A 17967-nucleotide genomic window follows, 5' to 3' on the forward strand; every position below is an offset into this window, starting at 1 on the left:
CGCACGCTCTGTGCCGGGCACTTGACGGTGCGTCCCCTGCGAGCCCTGCCAATTCCGGCATTAGGGCGAGGAGTTACGAAACGCGCGAAAGCCGCTTTAGCAGCAAAGCGGACGTCACGGGCCGCGCACCCGCGGCGGCCACCCCGTCGGCGACCTCCCGGTCCGTGGAGACCACGACCACCGGCCGGCCGGCCGGCTCCGCGCGCACCAGCTGGCGGATCAGCTCGTCCGCCGTCACCCCGGCCTTGGAGAACAGCACCCGTACCCCGCGCGGCGGCGCGAGCAGCACCGGAGCCGCCAGTTCCGCCCCGTCGAAGACACAGGTCATCTCCGCGCCCGTCTGCGCGGCCAGCATCGACAGCCCGCCCAGCAGCCGCAGCCGCTGCTTCTCCAGCGGCATCGTCGGATAGCCCGTCTTGGTCACGTTGTAGCCGTCGACCACCAGATGGGCCTGGGGCAGCGCCAACAGCTGGTCCAGCAGCGCCGGATCGGTCTCCGACAGGGCACGCGCCGCGATGTCCTTGGGCGTCATCCGGCCCGGCTCCACCGCGTCCACGGTGTCCGCCGGGCGGGTGTTGACCGGCGGCAGCGCCAGCTCGCGGCGCAGCCCGGCCGCCGCGTCCAGCACGGTGTCCAGCAGCAGCCGCAGCCGCATGTCCTCGATGCTGCGTCCCTCGCGGGTGGCCCGGCGCGAGGTCTCCAGCGCCGACTCGACCTCCGCCAGCCGGGACTTGAGCCGCCGGGTCTCGCTCTCGGCTGCGGCCACGCGCGCGGCCGCCTCGCCGCGGATCCCGTCGATCTCGGCGGTCAGCTTGCGCAGGGCCGCGTCGCCGCGCTTGACGTCGCTGAGGGCGCTGCGCAGCTTGCGGTGAAGCGATTCCGCTTCCTTGCGGGAGGCCTCCAGCTCGGCCCGCACCTGCTCGCCGCCGGTGCGCTGCATTTCCCGTACCTGGGCCAGCTCCTCGCGGAGCCGGTCCAGCTCGCGCCGGGTCTCCTCGCCGACCCGCTCGGCGTCGGCGCGCTGCGCCTCCTCGCCCGCGGCGGCCACCAGCTTGACCCAGCCGACCGGCCGCAGGACGTACGCGGCGGCCGCCACGTCCAGCGGATCGGCGGCGGCGGGCGGGGCACCGGACTCCAGCGCGCCGGTCAGCTCCGCCTGCGCCTCGCGCAGCTTCTCGGCCACCCGGCCGCGGAACACCGCGTCGGTCTCGACCGCCGCGGCCATGGCGTTGCCCGCGAACTTGGCCCGCCGGGTCGGGGTGAACCGGGCGTACTGACGCAGCTGCGCGGGAAGGTCCGCGACGGTCAGTCCGCCGAAGGCGTCCGAGACGAGCGCGACGACCCGGCGCCGCACGCCTTCCGGCAGCGGGCGGTCGAGCACCTCGGCGGCGTCGCCGGCCGCGTCGGCCGGCTCAGCGCCGCTTGCTGGCTCCACAATCCGTCACCCCTACCGTGATCTACCTGTGGGCGCGGCTCCCTCAGGAGTCCGCGCCCGGCCTGTCCACGAGCTCGATCTGGTCCACCGCGTTGCACCAGCGACAGCGGACCGACTCGATGGTCTCATTGACCACCTCGCGCTCCTCGACCTTCGGTTCCCCGGCGAGGTCCAGGTGGATGTACTCCACGACCTTCGACGAGCGGGTGACATCGAAACGCGTGAGGTTGCCGCACAGGGTGCAGCGCCACCGGGTGGTGTCGGTCGGCTGGGGAACCGTCATCAGGCCGCTCTCTCCTTCGTAACGTTCGTAGCTGTTTCAATTAAAGCGGTCTGCTGAGCCGTCTGCGCCGATTGGGCAGACCGCGGCTCGTAACCCTACGGCCTGCCACCGCTTCAGGTGGGCCCGGTTGCGTCATGCTCTGTCACATGATCGTAAGGTGGCAGGCCGTTCGCGAGGCCGCCCGGGGACCGGTGGTCACCCACGCGCTGATCGCCGGCTGCGCGGTGGTGTTCGTACTGGGCCCGGCCTCGGGGCTGAACCCCGGCTACGGGACGGGCGACGGGCTGCTGACCGCCGGGACCGACTACTTCCGCCGCTGGGGCGTGGTCCCGGACGAGCTCTTCACGGGCACCCCGCGGGCCTGGCTGACCCCGCTGACCGCACTGTTCGTGCACGGCAGTTGGCTGCACCTGCTCGGGAACATGCTCTTCCTCCACGTCTTCGGCGCGATGGCGGAGGAGCGGATGGGCCGCCCGGCGTTCCTCGTCTTCTACGTCTGTACGGGTTACGTGGCCCTGGCGGCGTACGCGGCGGCCAACGCGGGGTCCTCACAGACCCTGGTCGGGGCGTCCGGGGCCATCTCGGCGGTGCTGGGCGCCTTCCTGTACCTGCTGCCGCGGGCCAGGGTGACGAGCCTGTTCCCGTTCCTGTTCTTCCTGCCGCTGCGCTTCCCGGCGTGGATCGTGCTGCTGTTCTGGTTCGCCCTCCAGTGGGTGGCCGCGCACCGGGCGGGCAGCGGGCCGGGCGTCGCCTATCTGGCCCACCTGGTGGGCTTCTCCGTCGGCTTCCTGTACGCGTGGGCGCGCTATCGGCGTGCGACTACAGTGGGGCGACCAGCGACGGCCACCGAGGGAGACAGCCAGCCGTGATCACCGCGATCGTGCTCATCAAGACCAGCGTGGACCGCATCCCCGAGATCGCCGAGTCCATCGCCGCGCTGGACAGCGTCAGTGAGGTCTACTCCGTCACGGGGACGTACGACCTGATCGCGCTGGTCCGCGTGGCCCGCCACGAGAACCTGGCGGACATCATCCCGGGCCGCATCAGCAAGATCCCGGGCGTCGAGGCGACGGACACGCACGTGGCGTTCCGTACGTACTCCCAGCACGACCTGGAAGCCGCCTTCGCGATCGGTCTCGACGCCTAGGGGGGTGTCTGACGGATCAGGGCCGGGCCCGGGTCGCCCGGCACCGCGGCTCGCCGCGTTGTCGTCGGTCGCCGACGTCCCCCAGCTACCGCTGGGAGGTGCCCCCACCGCGTCGACTCCCTCCTCCGCCTTGCAATCCACGGCACCAGCCGACCCGGGCTATCCGACCCTGATCCGTCAGACACCCCCTACCACCGTCTCCGGAGGACCTACGGCCGCTCGGCCCTGGGGGGCGCGCACGAGGGTCCCCAGGACCCGTGCGCAGCCCGGTCCTCACCCCGCGCCGAGCACCGGCAAGCTCTCCCCCGGCCGGGACGGGCGGCGTTCGACCAGCCAGAAGAGGTAGTCGCGCAGGTAGGCGCCGATGCCGTCGTCGATATACGCGACGTAGGCGCGCGCTCCGGCCGCCGCGTCCCGGAGCTCCTCGCGATCGGACGTGACCCAGTCGCCCCACCCGAGGGAGAACGCCCACTCCCGCACCCGGCCCCGGTCGCGCCACCACTCCCGGACCGATTCCGGGGTCCAGTGCAGGTCCCCGTCGCGGCCGTACCCCGCGTAAGCCTCCTCGCAGGCGGCCTCGCGGAGGTCTGCGACCTCGCCCGGGCCGCGGGGCTGGCGGTAGACGAACTCCTGACCGTACGCGTCGTCGTACAGCACCAGGTCGGGTGCGTGCACCCGGCCGGTCCAGCAGGTGTCGGTCTGCGCCCCGTAGAACGGGCCCGGTACGTTGCGCCAGTTGCGCTCCTCCCACCGGCCGTCCCAGCGGGCTCCTGCATACGGGGAGTCGGCGGGCAGCGCGACGAGCGCCGGTATCGGGTCCCAGTACGTCACGGGGCGAAGCCTGTCAGACGGCGGGGACGCAGCGGCCCTCCTCCGTGCGGTACTGCCACTTCGCACCGTCCGCGACGAGTTCCTTCACCGCGCGGACGAAGCGCTCCACGTGCTCGTCGGGGGTGCCGGCGCCGAAGCTGACGCGGATGGCGTTGAGGGACCGCTCCCCCGGGGCCGCCTCCGGCGCGCCGCATTCTCCCTGGGCCTGCGGCTCACTGCCCAGCAGGGTGCGGACCAGCGGGTGGGCGCAGAAGAGACCGTCGCGGACGCCGATGCCGTACTCGGCGGAGAGGGCGGCCGCGAAGTGGGAGCTGTTCCAGCCGTCCACCACGAAGGAGATGACGCCGACGCGCGGCGCGTCGTCCCCGAAGAGGGACAGGACGCGGACCGCGGGGACGCCGGCCAGACCCTCCCGGACCTTGGCGATGAGGTGGCGCTCGCGGGCGACCAGGTTCTCGAAGCCCGCCTCGGTCAGGGCCCTGCAGGCCGAGGCGATGGAGTAGACGCCGATGACGTTCGGGGAGCCGGCCTCGTGGCGGGCGGCGGTGGTGTGCCACTCGACGTCCACGCCGCCGTCCTCGCGCCGGGCGACCTTGCGCGAGGCGCCGCCGCCCGCGAGGTACGGCTCGGCCTCCCGCAGCCAGTCCGCGCGCCCGGCGAGGACGCCCGAGCCGAAGGGGGCGTACAGCTTGTGCCCGGAGAAGGCGACCCAGTCCACGTCGAGGTCCTGCACGGAGACGGGGTGGTGCGGGGCGAGCTGGGCGGCGTCCAGGACGATCCGCGCGCCGTGGGCGTGCGCGGCGGCCGCGAGCTCCTTCACCGGCCACAGCTCACCGGTGACGTTGGACGCGCCGGTGACGCAGACCAGGGCCGGACCGTAGGGCTCCCGGTCGGCCAGGGCCCGCTCCAGGGTGGCGACGGCCTCGTCCGGGGTGCGGGGGGCGTTGAGGTAGGTGACCTGCGCGTCCACCCACGGCAGCAGCGAGGCGTGGTGCTCGGTCTCGAAGACGAAGACCTGGCAGCCGGCCGGGAGCACGGCGGCGAGCAGGTTCAGGGAGTCGGTGGTGGACCGGGTGAAGATCACCTGGTCGGAGGGGCGGCAGTCGAGGAACCCGGCGACCGTGACGCGGCTCTGCTCGAAGAGGTCCGTGGAGAGCTGCGAGAGGTAGCCGGCGCCGCGGTGCACGCTGCCGTAGTACGGGGCGTACGCGGCCACGTCGTCCCAGACCCGCTGGAGCGCCGGGGCGCTGGCCGCGTAGTCGAGGGCCGCGTAGGTGACCTCGCCACCGGTGACGAGCGGGACGGTGACGTCCCGGCCGAGGACCTGCAGCGGCTCGGCACAGGCGGGGTCGGTCGCGGCGGTGGCGGTGGCGGTGGCGGTGGCGGTGGCGGTGGCGGCAACAGCGACGGCGGTGGCGGCGTTCAGGGATGCGGACATGGCGAATCTCCCGGCAGGCAGGGGTGAATGGCTTCGGTGTGCCCGTACTCGGGTACGGCTCGGCGGCCGACCTGGGGGTCCCCCGGACGGAGTCTGGGGGAGGTACGGGAAGTTCCCGGACGGAGGCGGGTACACGGAAGTGACCCTGATCCGAGGGTGAAGAAGGGGCGGAGTCGCCCTATCGCATTCGCTTGCTCACGAAAAAACGCTCCTCGAGAGACCAGGACCCCTGGTGTCGAGGGATCCGCGCTTGCCGTAGACCTTTCTGCCTACGGCCTGGTCATCACCCGGGGCACCCCGCCACGGAAGGAGGGTTGCCGGACAGCAAGCCGGGGCCTAAACGCTGTCACTCGTGACCTGTTCAGCATCCTGCCACATGATCCCCCGTGCGCAAGACCCCGGTCCGAATGGCGGACCGGGGCCTTGGCCGAAAACGATCAATCGGAATCAGGCGTTACTGGCCGTCACCCAGCGCTCCAGCGCGGCCCGGGCCGCACCCGAGTCGATCGACTCCGCCGCACGGGTGATACCGGCCGCGAGCTGCTCCTCCAGCGAGCCCGTGCCCGGGTCCAGGGCCACCAGGGCCGCCGCCGAGTTCAGCAGGACGGCGTCGCGGACCGGGCCCGTCTCGCCGGAGAACAGGCGGCGGGCGACGTCCGCGTTGTACGAGGCGTCCGCGCCGCGCAGCTCCGACACGTCGACGAGGGCGATGCCGACGTCCCGCGGGTCGAAGGGCTGCTCCGAGACCTTGCCGTCCCGGACCCACCACACCCGCGAGGTCGCGGTCGTGGTCAGCTCGTCCAGGCCGTCGTCGCCCCGGAAGACCAGGGCGGAGGAGCCCCGCTCGGCCAGCACGCCCGCCACGATCGGGGCCATCCGGGCGTCGGCCACGCCCGTCGCCTGGGCCCTCACCTTCGCCGGATTGGTCAGCGGGCCGAGGAAGTTGAAGGTCGTCCGGATGCCCAGCTCCTTGCGGGCCGCGGCCACGTGCCGCAGCGCCGGGTGGAACTTCACCGCGAAGCAGAAGGTGATGCCGGCCTCCTCCGCGACCTCGGCGACCCGCGCCGGGGTCAGGTCGAGGTTGACGCCGAGCTTCTCCAGGACGTCGGAGGCCCCGCTCGCGGAGGACGCGGCCCGGTTGCCGTGCTTGACCACCTTGGCGCCCGTACCGGCCACCACGACCGCCGACATCGTCGAGATGTTTACCGTCTTCGCGCCGTCGCCGCCCGTGCCGACGATGTCCACCGTGCGGCCGGGCACCTCGATCAGGTTGGCGTGCTCGTACATCGTCCGTACGAGGCCGTTGATCTCCGCGACCGTCTCCCCCTTGGCCCGCAGCGCGACCGCGAAACCGGCGATCTGGGCGTCGGTGGCCTCCCCGCGCATGATCTTGTCCATGGCCCAGGCGGTGTCGTCGGCACGCAGGTCCTGGCCGGTCAGCAGGGCGTCGAGAACGCCCGGCCAGCCACGGGCCGCCACGCTGTCGCCGCCTGCCGGGGTCACAACGTTCATGGTCCGCTCCTGCTTGCTCGTCGGGGTTCCATATCGAATGCGAAGGCCTTCAGCCTATCCAGCCACGGAGACGGCAAAGAGCCCCGTCCAGACACTGGACGGGGCTCTCGCCGTGGCGACACCAGGACTGACCGAAATCAGTCCCTCATGCGGTCATACGGTCGTACGGGAGATCAGTGGTGGCCGTGGCCGCTCTGGATCTCCTTGTACTCCTCCACCGTGGGCTTCGGAATCTGGTTGCCCTCGGCGTAGAAGCCCTTGCTGAGCTTCGCGCGCAGCTTCTCGCCGAGCTTCACCTTGCGCTCGACACCGTTCTCGTCGACCGTCGGGCCGATCTCGATCGGCTCGTACGTGGTGTACGAGGTGAGCGTGTGCAGCTTGCCCTGCGGGAGCGGCTCGTGGACCTCGACGAACTCACCGTGCGGCAGGCGCTTGATGATGCCGGTCTCGCGACCGTGCAGCACCTTGTCCCGGTCCCGGCGCTGGAGGCCGAGGCAGATCCGCTTGGTGGCGATGAAGACGAGGACCGGGACGACGAAGAAGCCGATCCGGACGAACCAGGTGAGCGCGTTGAGCGACAGGTGGAAGTACTGCGCGAACATGTCGTTGCCACCGCCGATGAGGAGCACGATGTACTCCGCGATCCAGGCGGCACCGAAGGCCGTGCGGGACGGGACGTTGCGCGGGCGGTCCAGGATGTGGTGCTCGCGCTTGTCCCCGGTGACCCAGGACTCGATGAACGGCCACACCGCGATCGCGCCGAGGACCAGCGGGAAGAGCAGCAGCGGGATAAACACGCCCAGGACGAGCGTGTGGCCCCACAGGTTGATCTCCCAGCCGGGCATGGCTCGGATCAGGCCTTCCGGCATACCCATGTACCAGTCGGGCTGCGCACCGGTGGACACGTGGTCCGGGCGGTACGGGCCGAGCGCCCAGATCGGGTTGATCGAGGCGATGGCCGCGATGGCCGCGATGACACCGAAGACCAGGAAGAAGAAGCCTCCGGCCTTGGCCATGTAGACCGGCAGCAGCGGCATGCCGACGACGTTGTCGTTCGTCTTGCCGGGACCCGCGAACTGGGTGTGCTTGTGGTAGAAGACCAGGATCAGGTGGGCCACCAGCAGGCCCATCATGATGCCGGGCAGCAGCAGGATGTGGATCGAGTAGAACCGCGCGACGAAGTCGCCGCCCGGGAACTCTCCGCCGAAGAGGAAGAACGACAGGTACGTGCCGATGACCGGCACGGACAGGATGGCGCCCTCCATGAAGCGGACACCCGTACCCGACAGCAGGTCGTCCGGCAGCGAGTAACCGGTGAAACCGGTGAACATGCCGAGGACCAGCAGCAGGAAGCCGAAGATCCAGTTGACCTCACGCGGCTTGCGGAACGCGCCGGTGAAGAAGACGCGCATCATGTGCACGACCATGCCCGCGACGAAGATCAGCGCGGACCAGTGGTGGATCTGCCGGATGAGCAGACCACCGCGGACGTCGAAGCTGATGTCCAGCGTCGAGGCGAAGGCCTCGGACATCAGGACGCCCTGCATCGGCACGTACGAGCCGTGGTACACGACCTCGTTCATGCTCGGGTGGAAGAACAGCGTCAGGTACACACCCGTGAGGATGATGATGATGAAGCTGTAGAGGCAGATCTCACCCAGCATGAAGGACCAGTGGTCCGGGAAGATCTTGCGCATGTTGGACTTGGCCAGGCTGTAGATGCCCAGGCGGCCGTCCGCCCAGTCCGCTACGCGCTCGCCGGCGGGCGCTTTGCGCCCCGTCTTGGACTCAGTGGCAGTGCTCATCCGCGCTCCCAGAAGGCAGGACCGACGGGCTCTTCGAAGTCGCCGAGCGCTTCGAGGAAGCCTTCGTCATTCACACCGATCCGCAGCTGCGGAAGCGCGTGACCGGCCGGGCCGAAGATGACTCGGGCGCCGTCGGAGAGGTCGAAGGTGGACTGGTGGCACGGGCAGAGCACGTGGTGCGTCTGCTGCTCGTACAGGCTGATCGGGCAGCCGACGTGGGTGCAGATCTTGGAGTAGGCCACGATGCCCTCGTGGGACCACTCCAGCTCCTGCTTGTCCTTGATGTCCTCCGGCTTGATGCGGACGATCATCAGGGCGGCCTTGGCGATCTGGACCTGGAAGTCGTGCTGCTCCTCCTCCAGGCCTTCCGGCATGGCGAAGGTCAGCGAACCGACGGCCACGTCCTCGGGACGCAGCGGCTCCATCGTGTTCTGGTTGATGAGCAGCTTGCCCTTGGCCCACAGCGTCTTGCGCAGCTTGTCCTCGGGCAGCGGACCGGTGTCACGCATGAGCATGACGGCGGACAGCGGCAGCAGGGCCAGTGCGCCCAGCAGGGTGTTGCGGATCAGCGGACGCCGGGCGATGCCGGACTCGTTCGCGCCGTCGGCGAAGTCCTGCATGACCTTCGCCTTGACCTCCGGCGAAGCGGCGATCGGGTGGCGGTCGTCGGCGACCTCGACGTCGGACATCAGGGTGCGGGCCCAGTGGACCGCGCCCGCGCCGATGCAGAAGAGGGCCGTGCCCAGGGTCATGCCCAGGGCGAAGTTGAGCGCGCTCACCTTCCCGATGGGGAAGATGTACACGATCTTGCTGACCGGGATGACCACGTAGGAGGCGATGAACGCGACCGTGGCCAGCATCGACACCGTGAACAGCATCGCGACGGTGCGCTCGGAGCGCCTCGCCGCCCGCTCGTCGATGTCCTGGATGCGCGGCTTGTGGACCGGAAGGCCCGGGTCGGCGAACGGATCGTCCGCGACCGCTACGGCACCGTGGTGCGCGTCGCCCTGCTCGCTCGGCAGGTGCTTCTCTTCGGGAATCTCTTGGCTACTCATGACTTCTTGGCCTTAGCGGTGTGGGCCGCGACCCAGACGGCGACAGCGATCAGCGCACCCAGACCGAAGATCCAGCCGAACAGACCCTCGGAGACGGGGCCGAGGCCACCGAGCTTCAGGCCGCCAGGGCTGACCGACTTCTCGCCGTTCACGTTCTGGATGTACGCGATGATGTCCTTCTTCTGCTTCTCCGGCATGGTGCTGTCCGGGAAGGAGGGCATGTTCTGCGGGCCGGTGAGCATGGCCTCGTAGATGTGCTTCGGCTCGACGCCCTCAAGGTTGGGGGCGTACTTGCCGTTCGTCAGCGCGCCGCCCTCGCCGGTGAAGTTGTGGCACTGCGCGCAGTTGTTGCGGAACAGTTCGCCACCGTTGGCGATGTCGGCGCCCGCCGGGTCGTACTGCTTCTCGGTCGGCACGATCGGGCCGGCACCGAGGGACGCGATGTACGCGGCCAGCTGGTCGATCTGCGCCTGGGTGTAGATGACCGGCTTCTTCGGCACCTGGGCGCCGGGCTGCTGGGCGGGCATGCGGCCCGTGCTCACCTGGAAGTCGACGGCTGCGGAGCCGACGCCGACCAGGCTGGGGCCGTCAGTTGTACCCTGACCGCCGGTTCCGTGGCAGCTTGCGCAACCCACGGCGTAGAGCTTGGCGCCCTCCTCGATGGCGAGGGACTGGGCGGTTTCATCGGCCTGCGCCTTGCCCGCGGGGGCGAAGGCGGCGTACAGCCCCCCAGTGGCCGCCAGCGCGAGGAGTAGAACGACGACCGCCGCCAGCGGATGGCGTCGTCGTGCGGAGAGCTTTTTCACGGATTACCCCGGTGTCAGGATCTTCTGCGTCGGTGTTTCTGGATGGAGTGCCGGGTCGGGCCCGGTGACGTGTTCGCTACTTGATCAGGTAGATCGTCGCGAAGAGGCCGATCCAGACGACATCGACGAAGTGCCAGTAGTAGGACACGACGATGGCCGACGTGGCCTGTTCGTGGGTGAACCTCTTGGCCGCGTACGTCCGGCCGAGGACCAGCAGGAAGGCGATGAGACCGCCCGTCACGTGCAGACCGTGGAAGCCGGTGGTCAGGTAGAACACCGAGCCGTACGGTCCGGACGAGAGGCTCAGGCCCTCGTGCTTGACCAGCTCGGTGTACTCGAACACCTGGCCGCCAATGAAGATCGCACCCATGACGAACGTGATGATGAACCACGTCCTGAGCTTCTTCACGTCACCGCGCTCGGCGGCGAATACGCCGAGCTGGCAGGTGAGCGAGGAGAGCACCAGGATCGTCGTGTTCGTCGCCGAGAAGGGCAGATTCAGGAAGTCAGCCTGTTCTGTCCAGTACTCGGTACCTGTCACGGATCGCAGGGTGAAGTACATCGCGAAGAGGGCCGCGAAGAACATCAGCTCGGAACTCAACCAGATGATGGTTCCGACGCTGACGAGGTTCGGCCGGTTGACCGTCGGGTGCGCGTGCCCGGTATCTACTGTCGTTGCTGTCGCCACGACCGACATTATGTCGGTCGCTTATCCCGCCCTCACCCCGGGGGGTGCCGTTCGGAGTGTCCGGGGCGTGTGCAAGGCCCGAACGGCCCATCAGATGTCCCCATGAACGTCTCGCACGAGGCCGTGCGAACCGATGTTGACAACGCATCGGGAGGAGTAGCATCCCGCGCAACATCAACGTGGTTCACGTGACGTGTGGAGGAACGAAATGCGGGCGACTGCGCGGGTTCTGGTCTACAGCGACGACGCGGGCACCCGGGAGCAGGTGCTGCTGGCGGCCGGGCGCAGGCCGGCCGCGGACCTGCCGCCGGTGGAGTTCCTGGAGTGCGCGACGCTGCCGGCGGTGCTGACGGAGCTGGACGCGGGCGGCATCGACGTGTGCGTGCTCGACGGCGAGGCGGTTCCGGCCGGCGGCATGGGCGTGTGCCGGCAGATCAAGGACGAGATCTTCCGGTGTCCTCCGGTGCTGGTGCTTATGGGGCGCCCCCAGGACGCCTGGCTTGCCACCTGGAGCCGCGCGGACGCCGCCGTGACCCTTCCCGTGGACCCGGTGGAGTTCCCGGACGCCCTGGCGGCCCTCCTGCGCTCCCGCCTGTCCTCCTCGGCCGCCTGACAGCCGCCCGGCAGTCGCCTCCAGCCGCTCACGGCCGCCTGACAGGGCGTTCGCGGGCCTCCGGGGTTTCCCGCAGGCCCGCGGCAGGCCTCGGCTCAGACGGTGGGGCGCAGGCGGGCCTGGTCGACGGTGCTGCGGCCTTCCTGGGTGCCCTTGAGGAGGGCGCTGCCCTCGCGCCATTCCTTCCAGTCCATGTTCCAGTCGCCGTAGCCGTTGCCGAAGGTGTCCATGTCGTCGCCGATGCTGTTGATCACCTTGACGATGTCGCCCTCGGTGATGTTCTCGTAGAACCAGGCGGCGTTGCCGGTGCTCATGCCGGTGCAGCCGTGGCTGACGTTCTCGTAGCCCTGGGAGCCGACGGACCACGGCGCGGCGTGGACGTATTCACCACTCCAGGTGACGCGAGTGGCGTAGTAGACGGGCAGGTTGTAGTACTCGCTGCCGCCGATGCCGACGGTGTCGCCGCGCATCTGGACGAAGTACTGCTTGCCGAGTACCACCTTGACCCCGTTGCGGGTGGAGAAGCCGGGCTTTCCGGTGGTCACCGGAATGGTGTTGATCACTTCTCCGTTGCGCTTGAACGTGAGGTAGTGCGCGGAGGCATCCGTGGTGACCTCGACGCGGTCGCCGATCTCCAGCTTCAGCGGCTTGGCCGCGGCCCCGTAGAGGTGGTCGGAGATCCTGACGCCCTCCAGGTTGCTCCGTACGGAGACCTCGGTGTGGGCGGGCCAGTACTCCTTGGGCCGGTAGTGGAGCGTCTTGTCGTCGACCCAGTACCAGGCGCCCTCGACGCCCGCGGGGGCGCTGACGAGCAGGCCCCGCTCGACGATCGCGCGGGCGGCCTTGTCCTTGACGGGTTCGCTGAGTTCGGCCGTGAGGGGCTGCCCGACGCCGTACTTGCCCGCGTCCGGACCGAATTCGACCTGCAGGACACCTTTGGCCGGGGTGGTGTCGAAGGAGATCGTGCGCTGCCCCGGGGCACCCTTCGCGTTCTCGGTGCTGACGGTGACCGTGTAGCGCACGCCGGCGGACATCGGGACCGTGTTGTGCCAGCGGTCGCCCTTGGCGGAGAGTTCGCCCGCCAGGCGGCGGCCGTGGGTGTCCACGACCGTGACGTCGGTGATGCGTGCCTCACCCCCCTTCATAGTGACTTCGAGAGGCTTGTCGGGGTCCACGGGGCGACCGCCGGCTGCCTGGTTGAAGGCGACTTGATCGCCCGCGTCGTACGGGCGGGCGGACAGCGGGTTGTCGCCGGACCCGCATGCGGTGGCGCCGGCCCCGAGGGACGCGACCAGCAGGGAGCAGCTGAGTACCGTCCAAAGACGCGGTGAGTGCTTCATGGGGCCAACGCTATGAAGATATGACAAATACGGCGCGCGGGGTGACTGCAAACGAGGGGCCCGGACTCCTCCGAAGAGGTGTCCGGGCCCCAGGTTCAGCTCTGATGCCGGTGTTGCGGCCGGCGCTTTCGGTACTACTGGTTCTGGTTCTCACCGCGGTAGTACTCGTACACCCAGCCCCACAGGCCGATCACGATGATCGGGGCCGAGAAGTACATGAGCCACCAGCCGAAGATGACGCCCATGAACGCGAGCGCACCGCCGATGCCCAGCGAGAGCGGCTGCCAGCTGTGCGGGGCGAAGAACCCCAGCTCGCCCGCCTCGTCGGCGACGTCGGCCTCCAGGTTGTCCTGGGCCATCTCGTCCACGCGCTTGGCCGTGAAGGCCAGGTAGTAGCCGATCATGACGCTCAGGCCGAAGGCCAGGAAGAGCGCGGTGGTTCCGACGGGCTCCTTCGACCACACGCCGTACACGACGGCCATGATCAGGATGAAGGCCGAGAGCCAAAGGAACAGCTTGCCCTGGATCTTCACTTGCCGGCCTCCTTGCCACCGGTGACGGCCTGGGCGGCCACGCTGTGGTCCTCGAGGTGGTCGAGGGCCGCGATCTCCGGGTGGTGCAGGTCGAACGCCGGGGACTCGGAGCGGATCCGCGGCAGGGTGAGGAAGTTGTGCCGCGGCGGCGGGCAGGACGTCGCCCACTCGAGCGAACGGCCGTAGCCCCACGGGTCGTCGACCTCGATCTTCTTGCCGTACTTCGCCGTCTTCCAGACGTTGTACATGAACGGCAGGATCGACAGGCCCAGCAGGAACGAGCTGATCGTCGAGATCGTGTTCAGGGTGGTGAAGCCGTCGGCGGCGAGGTAGTCCGCGTAACGACGCGGCATGCCCTCGGCACCCAGCCAGTGCTGCACCAGGAACGTGCCGTGGAAGCCGATGAACAGCGTCCAGAAGGTGACCTTGCCGAGGCGCTCGTCCAGCATCTTGCCCGTGAACTTCGGCCACCAGAAGTGGAAGCCGGCGAACATCGCGAACACCACGGTGCCGAAGACGACGTAGTGGAAGTGCGCGACGACGAAGTACGAGTCGGAGACGTGGAAGTCCATCGGGGGCGAGGCCAGGATGACGCCGGTCAGACCACCGAAGGTGAAGGTGACCAGGAAGCCGATCGTCCAGAGCATCGGGGTCTCGAAGGACAGCGAGCCCTTCCACATGGTGCCGATCCAGTTGAAGAACTTCACACCGGTCGGTACCGCGATCAGGAAGGTCATGAAGGAGAAGAACGGCAGCAGCACACCGCCCGTGACGTACATGTGGTGAGCCCACACGGTCACGGAGAGACCGGCGATCGCGATCGTCGCGGCGATCAGACCGATGTAACCGAACATCGGCTTGCGCGAGAAGACCGGGATGATCTCGGAAACGATTCCGAAGAACGGCAGCGCGATGATGTACACCTCTGGGTGTCCGAAGAACCAGAAGAGGTGTTGCCACAGCAATGCGCCGCCGTTGGAGGCGTCGAACACGTGCGCACCGAACTTGCGGTCGGCCTCCAGCGCGAAGAGCGCGGCGGCCAGCACCGGGAAGGCGAGCAGGACCAGGACACCGGTCAGCAGCACGTTCCAGGTGAAGATCGGCATGCGGAACATCGTCATGCCGGGCGCGCGCATGCAGATGATCGTGGTGATGAAGTTGACCGAGCCGAGGATCGTGCCGAAGCCGGAGAAGGCCAGACCCATGATCCACATGTCGGCGCCGATGCCCGGCGAGCGGACCGCGTCGGACAGCGGGGAGTAGGCGAACCAGCCGAAGTCGGCGGCGCCGTTCGGCGTGATGAAGCCGGCCACCGCGATGGTCGAGCCGAAGAGGTACAGCCAGTACGCGAACATGTTCAGCCGCGGGAACGCCACGTCGGGCGCGCCGATCTGCAGCGGCATGATCCAGTTCGCGAATCCGGCGAAGAGCGGCGTCGCGAACATCAGCAGCATGATCGTGCCGTGCATCGTGAACGCCTGGTTGAACTGCTCGTTCGACATGATCTGCGTGCCCGGACGGGCCAGCTCGGCGCGCATGAAGAGCGCCAGGATGCCGCCGATGAGGAAGAACACGAACGAAGTGACCAGGTACATCGTGCCGATGGTCTTGTGGTCGGTAGTGGTAAGCCACTTCACGACGACATTGCCCGGCTGCTTGCGCCGTACCGGCAGCTCGTTCTCATACGAGTCGGCGGCGGCACCCTGAGATTCGTTGAGGATGCTCACAGTTTGTTCGTCTCCGCATTCCGGGCCGGGTCAGTCTGCTTGATGCCGGCCGGCAGGAAGCCGGTCTGCCCCTTCTCGGCCAGTTCCTTGAGGTGTGCCCGGTAGGCCTCGGGCGAGACGACCTCCACGTTGAAGAGCATCCGGGAGTGGTCGACACCGCAGAGCTCGGCGCACTTGCCCATGAAGACACCCTCTTGCGAAGGAATGACCTCGAAGACGTTGGTGTGGCCCGGGATGACGTCCTGCTTGAAGAGGAACGGGACCACCCAGAAGGAGTGGATGACGTCGTTCGACGACAGGATGAAGCGGACCTTCTCGCCCTTGGGCAGGTAGAGGGTCGGCCCCGGGTTGCCCGTCTTCGGGTTCCGGTCGCCAGGGGTGCCCTTCTCGTAGACGCCCTCGGCGCCCAGCGGGAAGTCCTTGGTGAAGCGGTCCGGGATGTTGGCGAGCTCCTTGGGAACCTCGCCCGCCTTCGGGGTCGCGCCGTCGCCGTCGACGTTCTCGACGTAGTTGAAGCCCCAGCTCCACTGGAAGCCGACCACGTTGATCGTGTGAGCCGGCTTGGAGAGCGCGAGCAGCTTCGACTCGTCACGCGCGGTGAAGTAGAACAGCACCGAGACGATGATGAGCGGGACCACGGTGTACAGCGCCTCGATGGGCATGTTGTACCGGGTCTGCGGGGGAACCTCCACCTTCGTCCGGCTGCGCCGGTGGAAGATGATGCTCCAGATGATCAGGCCCCAGACCAGGATGCCCGTGATGAGAGCAGCTGCCCACGACCCCTGCCACAGGGACAGGATGCGAGGCGCCTCCTCCGTGACCGGATAGGGCATTCCGAGGCGGGGGAAGTCTTGCCAGTTGTACGAGCAACCAGTGGCGGTCGCCAGGACCGCGCCCGCAGTCAGCGCCTGGAGCAGCTTCCGCCGCATCGGGCGCCGCGGCGAGCGGTCGGAGCCGTAGGGACTCACGTAGCGCCTTCCCGAGAGTCTCGGCCCGCGCGGCCGGCCGCGGCCGTGTTCGGGTCGGTCGCCGGCCCTGACGCAGGCAGGGGTTTGGATGTTTATGCGGACCAAACCCTACTGGACGCTATTTGGGGTCGCGCGGGGAGGGTGCCCAACGCGCCGCTACTGCCCCCGAAGGGATGGATCCGCCGTACGGGGGACGGCTCGAATGGCCCTGAATGGTGGGCTCCGGGGCAGATCTGACGCCCCCTGACCTCGTACGCGGCCGGGTTCCGCCGCGCCCGCCTCCCGGCCCTCACCCCTGGGCGGCGTTCCCCCCGGACTCCGTCCGGGGGACCCCCGGCGCGGCCCCTGCCTTACCGTGACCGGATGCCGTACTTCGACAGCGCGTCCGCCGCTCCCCTGCACCCCGTGGCCCGGCAGGCGTTGCAGGCCTCCCTGGACGAGGGCTGGGCCGACCCGGCCCGGCTGTACCGGGAGGGCAGGAGGGCCCGGCTACTGCTGGACGCGGCGCGGGAGGCGGCCGCGGAGGCGGTGGGATGCCGCGCCGACGAGCTGGTGTTCACTCCTTCGGGGACGCACGCGGTTCACACGGGGGTGGCGGGGGTCCTCGCGGGCCGCCGGCGGATCGGCGGGCACCTGGTCGTATCCGCGGTCGAACACAGTTCTGTACTCCACGCGGCGGAGGTGCACGAGGCGCACGGCGGGACGGTGACCGAGGTTCCGGTGGACCGTACGGGCGCCGTGACCGCGGCGGGATACCGCGAGGCCGTGGGGGCGTCCACCGCGCTGGCCTGCCTCCAGTCCGCCAACCACGAGGTGGGCACGGTCCAGCCGGTGGCGGAGGTCGCCGAGGTCTGCGCGGAAGCCGGGGTGCCGCTGCTGGTGGACGCGGCGCAATCGCTGGGCTGGGGGCCGGTGGAAGGTGCCTGGTCCGTCCTGGCCGCGAGCGCGCACAAGTGGGGCGGCCCTCCGGGGGTCGGCCTGCTGGCGGTGCGCAAGGGCGTCCGCTTCTCCCCCCAAGGCCCCACGGACGAACGGGAGTCGGGCCGCTCCCCCGGCTTCGCGAACCTCCCCGCGATCGTTGCGGCCGCGGCGTCCTTGCGGGCCGTACTGGCCGAGGCAGACGCGGAGGCGGCCCGGCTGCGGATCCTGGTCGACCGGATCCGGCGCCGGGTGGTCCGGCTGGTCCCGGACGTGGAGGTGGTGGGCGACCCGGACCGCAGGCTTCCGCATCTGGTCACCTTCTCCTGCCTGTACGTCGACGGGGAGATCCTGCTCCACGAACTGGACCGGGCGGGCTTCTCGGTCAATTCGGGCTCGTCCTGCACCAGCTCCACCCTGACCCCGAGTCATGTGCTGCGGGCGATGGGGGTGCTGTCGGAGGGAAACGTACGGGTCTCGCTGCCGCCGGGTACCTCCGCGGAAGAGGTGAACGCGTTCCTGGAGGTGCTGCCGGGTGCGGTGGCGGGGGTACGGGACCGGCTGGGAGTGGCGGCTCCCGAGCCGGCGGCCCCGGAGGCCGACGAGGTCGAGGTCGACGCGCTCGGGCTGCGCTGCCCGCAGCCGGTGATCGAGCTGGCCCGCGCCATCGGGCGGGTGCCGGTGGGCGGCACGGTGACCGTCCTGTCGGACGACGAGGTGGCCCGGCTGGACATCCCAGCGTGGTGCTCGATGCGCGGGCACGTCTACCTGGGCGAAGCCCCTGTTCCGGGAGGCGTGGCGTACCGGGTCCGGCGAACCGTCTGACCCCGTCGGCCGCCGGGCGCCGCTGCCGGCTGCGGCGGCGCGG

At 69.3% G+C, this 17967-nt stretch carries 17 protein-coding genes and 1 riboswitch; of the genes, 4 read left to right on the forward strand and 13 right to left on the reverse strand.

Annotated elements, in window-relative coordinates:
• Positions 1-73: 73 nt before the first annotated feature.
• Both ACFYOB_RS05500 and ACFYOB_RS05505 read right to left on the reverse strand, forming a co-directional pair.
• Entirely contained in the window at positions 74-1438 is a 1365-nt protein-coding gene (locus tag ACFYOB_RS05500) for an NYN domain-containing protein (RefSeq protein WP_388555589.1), read from the reverse strand.
• Positions 1439-1478: 40 nt separating this feature from the next.
• A complete protein-coding gene (locus ACFYOB_RS05505; RefSeq protein ID WP_053676058.1) occupies positions 1479-1718 on the reverse strand; it encodes a hypothetical protein in 240 nt (79 codons plus the stop codon).
• A gap of 134 nt (positions 1719-1852) precedes the next feature.
• Between ACFYOB_RS05505 and ACFYOB_RS05510 the strand changes: the two genes are divergently transcribed.
• Together ACFYOB_RS05510 and ACFYOB_RS05515 are read left to right on the forward strand one after the other, a co-directional pair.
• Positions 1853-2587 carry a rhomboid family intramembrane serine protease gene (locus tag ACFYOB_RS05510; protein WP_388554846.1) on the forward strand — a complete coding sequence of 245 codons (735 nt, stop codon included), beginning with the start codon at positions 1853-1855 and terminating at the stop codon, positions 2585-2587.
• Positions 2584-2865, forward strand: coding sequence for an Lrp/AsnC family transcriptional regulator (locus ACFYOB_RS05515; protein WP_008738815.1), 282 nt, complete (start codon positions 2584-2586; stop codon positions 2863-2865). Before ACFYOB_RS05510 ends, ACFYOB_RS05515 begins: the two co-directional genes overlap by 4 nt.
• A 273-nt stretch (positions 2866-3138) precedes the next feature.
• On the opposite strand, the gene ACFYOB_RS05520 is transcribed toward ACFYOB_RS05515, so the two are convergent.
• The 7 genes from ACFYOB_RS05520 to ACFYOB_RS05550 form a co-directional block, all read right to left on the reverse strand.
• Entirely contained in the window at positions 3139-3696 is a 558-nt protein-coding gene (locus ACFYOB_RS05520; protein ID WP_388554849.1) for a ferredoxin, read from the reverse strand.
• A gap of 13 nt (positions 3697-3709) precedes the next feature.
• Positions 3710-5134, reverse strand: a complete 1425-nt coding sequence (locus ACFYOB_RS05525) for an aminotransferase class V-fold PLP-dependent enzyme (RefSeq protein ID WP_388554851.1) — start codon at positions 5132-5134, stop codon at positions 3710-3712.
• 241 nt (positions 5135-5375) lie between these two features.
• Positions 5376-5492, reverse strand: a riboswitch (SAM riboswitch).
• Positions 5493-5581: 89 nt separating this feature from the next.
• The gene (gene trpD / locus ACFYOB_RS05530; protein ID WP_388554853.1) at positions 5582-6646 is read right to left on the reverse strand and encodes an anthranilate phosphoribosyltransferase; all 1065 of its coding nucleotides are present in this window, start codon (positions 6644-6646) and stop codon (positions 5582-5584) included.
• Between the two features lie 173 nt (positions 6647-6819).
• Positions 6820-8451 (reverse strand): cytochrome bc complex cytochrome b subunit, encoded by a 1632-nt coding sequence (locus tag ACFYOB_RS05535; RefSeq protein ID WP_388554856.1) that lies wholly within the window; start codon positions 8449-8451, stop codon positions 6820-6822.
• Positions 8448-9506 (reverse strand): Rieske 2Fe-2S domain-containing protein, encoded by a 1059-nt coding sequence (locus tag ACFYOB_RS05540; RefSeq protein ID WP_388554858.1) that lies wholly within the window; start codon positions 9504-9506, stop codon positions 8448-8450. The genes ACFYOB_RS05535 and ACFYOB_RS05540 overlap by 4 nt, the downstream gene beginning before the upstream one ends.
• Positions 9503-10312, reverse strand: a complete 810-nt coding sequence (locus ACFYOB_RS05545; RefSeq protein WP_388554860.1) for a c-type cytochrome — start codon at positions 10310-10312, stop codon at positions 9503-9505. The genes ACFYOB_RS05540 and ACFYOB_RS05545 overlap by 4 nt, the downstream gene beginning before the upstream one ends.
• Positions 10313-10388: 76 nt before the next feature.
• Positions 10389-11009 (reverse strand): heme-copper oxidase subunit III, encoded by a 621-nt coding sequence (locus ACFYOB_RS05550; RefSeq protein WP_376681161.1) that lies wholly within the window; start codon positions 11007-11009, stop codon positions 10389-10391.
• A 199-nt stretch (positions 11010-11208) separates the two neighbouring features.
• Here ACFYOB_RS05550 and ACFYOB_RS05555 point away from each other — a divergent pair, with 199 nt between their 5' ends.
• Complete coding sequence (locus tag ACFYOB_RS05555) at positions 11209-11613, forward strand: hypothetical protein (protein WP_388554863.1); 405 nt, start codon at positions 11209-11211, stop codon at positions 11611-11613.
• Positions 11614-11708: 95 nt separating this feature from the next.
• On the opposite strand, the gene ACFYOB_RS05560 is transcribed toward ACFYOB_RS05555, so the two are convergent.
• From ACFYOB_RS05560 to coxB, 4 genes are all read right to left on the reverse strand, one after another.
• Positions 11709-12953: an Ig-like domain-containing protein gene (locus ACFYOB_RS05560; RefSeq protein WP_388554866.1), complete on the reverse strand. Its 1245-nt coding sequence runs from the start codon at positions 12951-12953 to the stop codon at positions 11709-11711.
• 134 nt (positions 12954-13087) lie between these two features.
• A complete protein-coding gene (locus ACFYOB_RS05565; RefSeq protein WP_328925293.1) occupies positions 13088-13486 on the reverse strand; it encodes a cytochrome c oxidase subunit 4 in 399 nt (132 codons plus the stop codon).
• The gene (gene ctaD, locus ACFYOB_RS05570) at positions 13483-15213 is read right to left on the reverse strand and encodes a cytochrome c oxidase subunit I (RefSeq protein WP_388554870.1); all 1731 of its coding nucleotides are present in this window, start codon (positions 15211-15213) and stop codon (positions 13483-13485) included. Before ctaD ends, ACFYOB_RS05565 begins: the two co-directional genes overlap by 4 nt.
• Positions 15210-16181 carry a cytochrome c oxidase subunit II gene (coxB, locus tag ACFYOB_RS05575; protein ID WP_388554873.1) on the reverse strand — a complete coding sequence of 324 codons (972 nt, stop codon included), beginning with the start codon at positions 16179-16181 and terminating at the stop codon, positions 15210-15212. The genes ctaD and coxB overlap by 4 nt, the downstream gene beginning before the upstream one ends.
• 363 nt (positions 16182-16544) lie before the next feature.
• Between coxB and ACFYOB_RS05580 the strand changes: the two genes are divergently transcribed.
• Complete coding sequence (locus tag ACFYOB_RS05580; protein WP_388554876.1) at positions 16545-17924, forward strand: cysteine desulfurase/sulfurtransferase TusA family protein; 1380 nt, start codon at positions 16545-16547, stop codon at positions 17922-17924.
• Positions 17925-17967: the final 43 nt, after the last annotated feature.

The sequence above is a fragment of the Streptomyces sp. NPDC006463 genome (assembly GCF_042870715.1).
Lineage (GTDB): Bacteria > Actinomycetota > Actinomycetes > Streptomycetales > Streptomycetaceae > Streptomyces.

What these genes read in the sequence shown, in the direction of transcription:
- trpD (WP_388554853.1), bottom strand. Translation starts at nt 6,646, where the DNA reads ATGAACGTTGTGACCCCGGCAGGCGGCGACAGCGTGGCGGCCCGTGGC.
- ACFYOB_RS05555 (WP_388554863.1), top strand. Translation starts at nt 11,209, where the DNA reads ATGCGGGCGACTGCGCGGGTTCTGGTCTACAGCGACGACGCGGGCACC.
- ACFYOB_RS05525 (WP_388554851.1), bottom strand. Translation starts at nt 5,134, where the DNA reads ATGTCCGCATCCCTGAACGCCGCCACCGCCGTCGCTGTTGCCGCCACC.
- ACFYOB_RS05510 (WP_388554846.1), top strand. Translation starts at nt 1,853, where the DNA reads ATGCTCTGTCACATGATCGTAAGGTGGCAGGCCGTTCGCGAGGCCGCC.
- ACFYOB_RS05580 (WP_388554876.1), top strand. Translation starts at nt 16,545, where the DNA reads ATGCCGTACTTCGACAGCGCGTCCGCCGCTCCCCTGCACCCCGTGGCC.
- ACFYOB_RS05540 (WP_388554858.1), bottom strand. Translation starts at nt 9,506, where the DNA reads ATGAGTAGCCAAGAGATTCCCGAAGAGAAGCACCTGCCGAGCGAGCAG.
- ACFYOB_RS05535 (WP_388554856.1), bottom strand. Translation starts at nt 8,451, where the DNA reads ATGAGCACTGCCACTGAGTCCAAGACGGGGCGCAAAGCGCCCGCCGGC.
- ACFYOB_RS05560 (WP_388554866.1), bottom strand. Translation starts at nt 12,953, where the DNA reads ATGAAGCACTCACCGCGTCTTTGGACGGTACTCAGCTGCTCCCTGCTG.
- ACFYOB_RS05550 (WP_376681161.1), bottom strand. Translation starts at nt 11,009, where the DNA reads ATGTCGGTCGTGGCGACAGCAACGACAGTAGATACCGGGCACGCGCAC.
- ACFYOB_RS05505 (WP_053676058.1), bottom strand. Translation starts at nt 1,718, where the DNA reads ATGACGGTTCCCCAGCCGACCGACACCACCCGGTGGCGCTGCACCCTG.